This window comes from Phytoactinopolyspora mesophila, assembly GCF_010122465.1.
Taxonomy (GTDB): Bacteria; Actinomycetota; Actinomycetes; order Jiangellales; family Jiangellaceae; genus Phytoactinopolyspora; species Phytoactinopolyspora mesophila.
In genome coordinates this window covers 1-8437 of the sequence record NZ_WLZY01000022.1, presented here as the reverse complement: position 1 = coordinate 8437, position 8437 = coordinate 1, and the positions used below count along the sequence as shown (strand labels likewise).

Here is an 8437-nt window from a genome sequence, read left to right as displayed (position 1 = left end):
GCGCTGCAACCATCGAGGTCAACGGCCAGCAACTCACTCTCGAACCCAAAATCCCCGAACACGCCCAGGAACTCCTCGACAAAATCAAAGGTCACTAAGCCCAGTGGGTGAAGTCAGGTTGCCGAAGTGGACGGCACTGGCGGCGGCGATGTCGACGCTCAGTTCTTCTTTGATCTCCCGGACGAGGGCTTCGAGGTCAGACTCGCCGGGTTCACGCTTTCCTCCCGGAAGGTAGTACACATCTTTGCCCTTAGACCGAGTGCTGAGGATGGTGCCGGCCTCGAGGAGAATCCAAGCGATCTTGTCGATGGTCATTGATGGCCTTTCGGGGTTGTGTCTCGCATCAGGTCATGTCGACTGCTCGAACCTGCTGTCTGGGAGAGAGGCGGATGACAGAAGGCTTGTTATCGGCGTGCCGTGCGATAAGGGTGACTGTTGGGGCTGCTTCAGTCCAGCCTCGTGAGGGATGTTCCCCGCCGTCGCTCCGTCTACGCTGACGTCCGCACTGGGGCGAACGGTGGCGGTCCTGGGGTTTGTGGCACGGGCGGTTCGTGGATCACAGCGTGGCCAGTGAGCGAATCCAGGCCATCAGGCTGATAGCTTGACCCGGAAGCGACGGTCAGTCGCGCAGGGCCGGGTGCCAAGTCGTGGTTGAAACAGATAGTTTCCCACGCTGTTCGTCGTGATCGGGCTAAGTCCTTCCTTGGCTGACGGTGCCAGCGCGGGAGGAGAACTGCGGCGGCCTGTCCAGCGGGACGGCATACGACGTCTTGTGGTGCCGCTGGGCACAATGACGGCGGTCAAGTACCGGGGCTTGGCTCGTCTCTTGGTTGAGCAGGTCAGCTATGCGTCCGTTGAAGTGATGAGGAATCATTGATGGTGCAGCGGGACCGGTTGGTCTGAGGGGCGCAATCGCGCCGCTGAGCTTGGCCAGCCGATCCCGGTCCAACGAAGATCCCGAGGGAGATTAACGAACGTGACCGACATCATCGACGAGCTGCATTGGCGCGGGCTGATCGCGCTGTCTACTGACGAGCAAGAGCTCCGCTCGGCGCTGGCAGCTGGTCCGGTCACCTATTACGTGGGCTTCGATCCTACCGCTCCTAGCCTGCACCATGGCCACCTCGTGCAGTTGCTCACCGCTCGTCGGCTACAGCAGGCCGGGCACCGGCCGCTGGCCCTGGTGGGCGGGTCGACGGGCTTGATCGGCGATCCCAACCCGGACCGCGAACGTACCTTGAACGATCCCGGCGTAGTGGCAGGCTGGGTTGAGAAAATCGAACGTCAAGTCGAACCGTTCTTCGACTTCGAGGGTCCGAATGCGGCCCGAGTGGTGAACAACTTGGACTGGACTGCGCCGATGAGCGCCATCGAGTTCCTCCGCGACATCGGACAGCACTTCCGGGTGAACAAGATGTTGGCCAAAGAGGCGGTCGCGGCCCGGTTGAACTCCGATGTCGGTATCGGCTACTCGGAATTCAGCTACCAGATCCTGCAGGCGCTGGACTACTTGGAGCTCTACCGGCGTCACGGGTGCACGTTGCAGACCGGCGGCAGCGACCAATGGGGCAACTTGACGGCGGGCGTGGACCTCATCCGCCGTGTCGAGGGAACCACGGTCCATGCGTTTGCGACACCGTTACTGACGAAGGCCGACGGCACGAAGTACGGCAAGACCGCCGGAGGCGCGGTCTGGCTCGACCCGGACATGCTGGCGCCCTATGGCTTCTACCAGTTCTGGCTCAACTTGGACGATGCCGATGTGCCAAGCCACCTCAGGGTGATGAGCTTTAGGTCACGTGAAGAAATCGAGGACCTCGAGAAGCAGACTGTTGATCGCCCGGCGGCCCGCACAGCACAGCGTGCCCTGGCGGCCGAGCTCACGACTCTCGTACACGGCGCAGAAGAAACCGAGCGAGTAGTGGCCGCGTCCCAGGCGCTGTTCGGCAGGGGCGAGCTGGCCGAGCTCGACGAGCGAACCCTGGGCTCAGCACTGGCTGAAGCAGGGGCACCGCAGGTGAAAGCCGGTGAGGAATTGCCTTCGTACGTGGACCTGTTCGTCGAAGCCGGCTTGGCGGAGTCGCGTTCTGCTGCCAGACGAACGGTGGCCGAAGGCGGGGCATACGTCAACAACGTCCGAATCGATCCCAAATCACCGAACGAGGCCGCTCCTCATCGTGAGGACCTGCTCTACGGCCGATGGCTGGTGCTGCGGCGGGGTAAGCGGAACGTGTGCGGGGTAGAGATCTCGTGACGTGGGGTTTTGTGGTGGTGGTGTGGGTTGTGTGGTGGTGATTTGACGTTGGGGTGGTGTTGGTCGTAAGTTTCTCTAGGCCTACAGGGGAGCGGGACGCCGGGGACGGTGGCCGGCCTTGTGGGGCTATCCCATCTGATGACCTTTTTAGGGGCGCTTGGGCGTGTCTGGGGGGTGGTTACGTGGGGGCTTCATCCGGAAGTGACGAGGTTGATCCGAGGCGCTGGGTGTTGTAAGCTTGAAGGGTTGTCCCGGGGAGGGTTTTGGCTCTCTGTTCGTGGCGGTTCGGACTTGGTTCTGAATTTGACTCGGTGAACTGGGAAAACCTAAGATTGAGATTAAGCGCTCTGAGCGAGTCCCGAGAGGGGCGAGTTTGGAAAGCGTCCGATCCTTGAGAACTCAACAGCGTGCCATAATAATTGTCGATGCCAATTTAACCCCCGTTCCGCGGTGGTTGTGTCGTGTGTATGCGCGGCATGGTTGATCGTGGTTTCGGGATTCCTTTGGTAATACAGCAGGTCTTTGGATCTGTTTGTTTTGCTAGGGTTTTTTCTTTCTCTAAGTGTCGACATGCTCTGGTTTCTTGCTTTTTGGTGAGGGGCTGGGGTTGTCATATGACCTTAATGGAGAGTTTGATCCTGGCTCAGGACGAACGCTGGCGGCGTGCTTTACACATGCAAGTCGAGCGGAAAGGCCCCTTCGGGGGTACTCGAGCGGCGAACGGGTGAGTAACACGTGGGTAACCTGCCCTTGGCACCGGGATAAGCCTGGGAAACTGGGTCTAATACCGGATATGACGCGTGACCGCATGGTCGGCGCGTGGAAAGGGTTTCTGGCCAAGGATGGACCCGCGGCCTATCAGCTAGTTGGTGGGGTAGTGGCCTACCAAGGCGACGACGGGTAGCCGGCCTGAGAGGGCGACCGGCCACACTGGGACTGAGACACGGCCCAGACTCCTACGGGAGGCAGCAGTGGGGAATATTGCACAATGGGCGAAAGCCTGATGCAGCAACGCCGCGTGAGGGATGACGGCCTTCGGGTTGTAAACCTCTTTCGGCGCCGACGAAGCCTTCGGGTGACTGTAGGCGCAGAAGAAGCACCGGCCAACTACGTGCCAGCAGCCGCGGTAATACGTAGGGTGCGAGCGTTGTCCGGAATTATTGGGCGTAAAGGGCTCGTAGGCGGCCTGTCGCGTCCGTCGTGAAAGCCCGGGGCTCAACCCCGGGTCTGCGGTGGATACGGGCAGGCTAGAGTCCGGCAGGGGAGACTGGAATTCCTGGTGTAGCGGTGAAATGCGCAGATATCAGGAGGAACACCAGTGGCGAAGGCGGGTCTCTGGGCCGGAACTGACGCTGAGGAGCGAAAGCGTGGGGAGCGAACAGGATTAGATACCCTGGTAGTCCACGCCGTAAACGTTGGGCGCTAGGTGTGGGTCCCCTTCCATGGGATCCGTGCCGTAGCTAACGCATTAAGCGCCCCGCCTGGGGAGTACGGCCGCAAGGCTAAAACTCAAAGGAATTGACGGGGGCCCGCACAAGCGGCGGAGCATGCGGATTAATTCGATGCAACGCGAAGAACCTTACCTGGGCTTGACATACACGGTAAACCGGCAGAGATGTCGGGTCCGTTAGGGCCGTGTACAGGTGGTGCATGGCTGTCGTCAGCTCGTGTCGTGAGATGTTGGGTTAAGTCCCGCAACGAGCGCAACCCTCGTCCTATGTTGCCAGCGGGTAATGCCGGGGACTCATAGGAGACTGCCGGGGTCAACTCGGAGGAAGGTGGGGATGACGTCAAGTCATCATGCCCCTTATGTCCAGGGCTTCACGCATGCTACAATGGCCGATACAGAGGGCTGCGATACCGCAAGGTGGAGCGAATCCCAAAAAGTCGGTCTCAGTTCGGATCGGGGTCTGCAACTCGACCCCGTGAAGTTGGAGTCGCTAGTAATCGCAGATCAGCAACGCTGCGGTGAATACGTTCTCGGGCCTTGTACACACCGCCCGTCACGTCATGAAAGTCGGTAACACCCGAAGCCGGTGGCCTAACCCCTTGTGGGAGGGAGCCGTCGAAGGTGGGACTGGCGATTAGGACGAAGTCGTAACAAGGTAGCCGTACCGGAAGGTGCGGCTGGATCACCTCCTTTCTAAGGAGCATTCTCACCGGACTCTTTGGGTTCGGTGCAGAGCCATGTCGTAGGCGAGTGTCCTGCGGTGGTTGCTCATGGATGGAACGTCGACAATTAGGCACGTTGTTGGGTCCTGAGGGATCGGCTGTTTTTGCTGATCGCTCTCGGGTCCAGCTCTCCTCGTATCGGTCACTGTGGTGATGTTTGACGGGGGTGTGAGCTGGTTTTCCGCCCGTAGCTTGAGAACTGCACAGTGGACGCGAGCATCTTTATCTTTGTGGTCAAGTTATTAAGGGCACACGGTGGATGCCTTGGCACCAGGAGCCGATGAAGGACGTGGGAGCCTGCGAAATGCCCCGGGAAGCTGGCAACCGAGCTATGATCCGGGGATGTCCGAATGGGGAAACCCGGCGGCAGTCATGTGCCGTCACCTCCACCTGAACACATAGGGTGGTTGGAGGGAACGTGGGGAAGTGAAACATCTCAGTACCCACAGGAAGAGAAAACAAAAGTGATTCCGTGAGTAGTGGCGAGCGAAAGCGGAAGAGGCCAAACCGTATACGTGTGATACCCGGCAGGGGTTGCGTATGCGGGGTTGTGGGATTGTGCATGTCAGTTCTGCCGGACTGGCCAGGAGTAAAAAATCATCGTTGAAGTCGAAGGGTCATGAACGGCCCGGCGTAGAGGGTGCAACCCCCGTAGACGTCAGACGATGACTCCGGAGCGCAAAACCCAAGTAGCACGGGGCCCGAGAAATCCCGTGTGAATCTGGCGGGACCACCCGCTAAGCCTAAATACTCCCTGGTGACCGATAGCGGAACAGTACCGTGAGGGAATGGTGAAAAGTACCCCGGGAGGGGAGTGAAATAGTACCTGAAACCGCGTGCCTACAAGCCGTCGGAGCATCCTTTCGGGGATGTGACGGCGTGCCTTTTGAAGAATGAGCCTGCGAGTTAGCGGTATGTGGCAAGGTTAACCCGTTGAGGGGAAGCCGTAGCGAAAGCGAGTCCGAATAGGGCGATTGAGTCGCGTGCCCTAGACCCGAAGCGGAGTGATCTACCCATGGGCAGGGTGAAGCGCGGGTAAGACCGCGTGGAGGCCCGAACCGACCTACGTTGAAAAGTGGGCGGATGACCTGTGGGTAGGGGTGAAAGGCCAATCAAACTCCGTGATAGCTGGTTCTCCCCGAAATGCATTTAGGTGCAGCGTCACGTGTTTCTTGCCGGAGGTAGAGCACTGGATGGCCGATGGGCCCTACAAGGTTACTGACGTCAGCCAAACTCCGAATGCCGGTAAGTTAGAACGTGGCAGTGAGACTGTGGGGGATAAGCTTCATAGTCGAGAGGGAAACAGCCCAGACCACCAGCTAAGGCCCCTAAGCGTGTACTAAGTGGAAAAGGATGTGAAGTCGCACAGACAACCAGGAGGTTGGCTTAGAAGCAGCCATCCTTTAAAGAGTGCGTAATAGCCCACTGGTCAAGTGATTTTGCGCCGACAATGTAGCGGGGCTCAAGTACACCGCCGAAGCTGTGGCAATCATGCGTGAACTCGGCTCGTCTCCTTGTGGGACGAGTCCAGGTGCATGGTTGGGTAGGGGAGCGTCGTGTGGCGATTGAAGCAGCGGGGTGACCCAGTTGTGGACGCCACACGAGTGAGAATGCAGGCATGAGTAGCGAAAGACGGGTGAGAAACCCGTCCGCCGAATGACCAAGGGTTCCAGGGCCAGGCTAATCCGCCCTGGGTAAGTCGGGACCTAAGGCGAGGCCGACAGGCGTAGTCGATGGACAACGGGTTGATATTCCCGTACCGGTTTTGACGCGACCATGTCGAACCCGGTGATGCTAACCGCCCGATCCTGCGGCATGTCCTTCGGGACGTATTGCAGGTGAGCGCGGGACCCGAACCGGTAGTAGACAAGCGATGGGGTGACGCAGGAAGGTAGCCCAACCCGGGCGATGGTAGTCCCGGGGTAACAGCGCAGGGCCGTGGTAGGCAAATCCGCCACAGTAGTGCCCGAGGCTGGATGCCGAGCCGATTGTGGCGAAGTGGGTGATCCTAAGCTGTCGAGAAAAGCCTCTAGCGAGCTTCAAAGCCGCCCGTACCCTAAACCGACACAGGTGGTCAGGTAGAGAATACCAAGGCGATCGAGTGAACCGTGGTTAAGGAACTCGGCAAAATGCCCCCGTAACTTTGGGAGAAGGGGGGCCGGATACGTGTAGTCCCTTGCGGACGAAGCGTTGAAGGCCGCAGAGACCAGGGGAGAGCGACTGTTTATTAAAAACACAGGTCCGTGCGAAGTCGCAAGACGATGTATACGGACTGACGCCTGCCCGGTGCTGGAACGTTAAGGGGACGGGTTAGCCACCTTTGGTGGCGAAGCTCAGAACTTAAGCGCCAGTAAACGGCGGTGGTAACTATAACCATCCTAAGGTAGCGAAATTCCTTGTCGGGTAAGTTCCGACCTGCACGAATGGCGTAACGACTTTCCCACTGTCTCAACCACGGACTCGGCGAAATTGCAATACGAGTAAAGATGCTCGTTACCCGCAGCAGGACGGAAAGACCCCGGGACCTTTACTACAGCTTGGTATTGGTGTTCGGTTCGGCTTGTGTAGGATAGGTGGGAGACTTTGAAGCAGGTACGCCAGTATCTGTGGAGTCAACGTTGAAATACCACTCTGGTCGTATTGGACATCTAACCTCGATCCGTGATCCGGATCAGGGACATTGCCTGGTGGGTAGTTTAACTGGGGCGGTTGCCTCCCAAAGAGTAACGGAGGCGCTCAAAGGTTCCCTCAGCCTGGTTGGCAATCAGGTGGCGAGTGCAAGTGCACAAGGGAGCTTGACTGTGAGACAGACATGTCGAACAGGTACGAAAGTAGGAACTAGTGACCCGGCAGTGGCTTGTGGAAGCGCTGTCGATCAACGGATAAAAGGTACCCCGGGGATAACAGGCTGATCCTGCCCAAGAGTCCATATCGACGGCATGGTTTGGCACCTCGATGTCGGCTCGTCGCATCCTGGGGCCGTAGTCGGTCCCAAGGGTTGGGCTGTTCGCCCATTAAAGCGGTACGCGAGCTGGGTTTAGAACGTCGTGAGACAGTTCGGTCCCTATCCGCTGCGGGCGCAGGAGACTTGAGAAGGGCTGTCCCTAGTACGAGAGGACCGGGACGGACGAACCTCTGGTGTGCCAGTTGTTCCGCCAGGAGCACGGCTGGTTAGCTACGTTCGGAAGGGATAACCGCTGAAAGCATCTAAGCGGGAAGCCTGCTTCAAGATGAGGTCTCCCACAGGGTTAACCTGGTAAGGCCCCCAGCTAGACGACTGGGTTGATAGGCCGGACGTGGAAGCGCAGCAATGCGTGAAGCTGACCGGTACTAATAGGCCGAGGACTTGACTCACACTTTCCATAAAATGCATGCGCGTCCACTGTGCGGTTCCCGAGATACGGTCGGGATCCACAAGCCCGAACATCTCAATAGAGTTCCGGCGGTCATAGCGAAGGGGAAACGCCCGGCTCCATTCCGAACCCGGAAGCTAAGCCCTTCAGCGCCGATGGTACTGCCCTGGAGACGGGGTGGGAGAGTAGGACGCCGCCGGACATAAACATCACACAAAGAGGGCCGCCCCATTCCCGGGGCGGCCCTCTTTTTGTTTTCCCGGGACGTCGATCACATGTTCAAGCCAATTGGCCGCGCTGCCGGCGATGATCAAAGATTAGTTGATCGACCGGGGAGACATGGCGGCGGTCGGCGTAAGTTAGCCAGCTGATTTCCTCGATCTCGTGGCTGGGCAAGAGAACTCCACGGTAGTCGGCGGTGTAACAGGTCATCTGGACGTTGACTCCGTGGGCGTGACCGTCGGCCTGGGCTGTGAAGTTGCCGAAGTGGACGGCACTGGCGGCGGCGATGTCGACGCTCAGTTCTTCTTTGACCCGAGTTCACCCACTGAGGTGTTCATCGATGGGTCAGTGGGGTGTTGACGTGCGGGTTTGGTTGCTGGGGTGGGGTGGAGGGGTCACTAAATATTCGGTTGGTCGGTAGTCTCGGCGGGTGGCA

General features: G+C 58.9%; 1 protein-coding gene, 3 rRNA genes and 1 pseudogene. 4 read left to right on the top strand and 1 reads right to left on the bottom strand.

The genetic code is table 11. From position 1 onward, the window contains the following. Nucleotides 1–120 precede the first annotated feature (120 nt). A pseudogene (locus F7O44_RS29235) lies at nt 121–315 on the bottom strand (NUDIX hydrolase); the annotation flags it as partial. A gap of 661 nt (nt 316–976) precedes the next feature. Here F7O44_RS29235 and tyrS point away from each other — a divergent pair. The 4 genes from tyrS to rrf all read left to right on the top strand — a co-directional run bounded on the left by tyrS (nt 977) and on the right by rrf (nt 7981). Beyond that, on the top strand, nt 977–2254 hold the full coding sequence (gene tyrS / locus F7O44_RS29230) for a tyrosine--tRNA ligase (RefSeq protein WP_162453867.1): 1278 nt from the start codon (nt 977–979) through the stop codon (nt 2252–2254). Between the two features lie 620 nt (nt 2255–2874). Continuing rightward, nucleotides 2875–4397 (top strand): 16S ribosomal RNA (locus tag F7O44_RS29225). A 261-nt stretch (nt 4398–4658) separates the two neighbouring features. Continuing rightward, nucleotides 4659–7780 (top strand): 23S ribosomal RNA (locus F7O44_RS29220). A gap of 84 nt (nt 7781–7864) precedes the next feature. Further along, nucleotides 7865–7981, top strand: a 5S ribosomal RNA gene (gene rrf / locus F7O44_RS29215). Together the 16S, 23S and 5S rRNA genes form the textbook arrangement of a ribosomal RNA operon. Nucleotides 7982–8437: the final 456 nt, after the last annotated feature.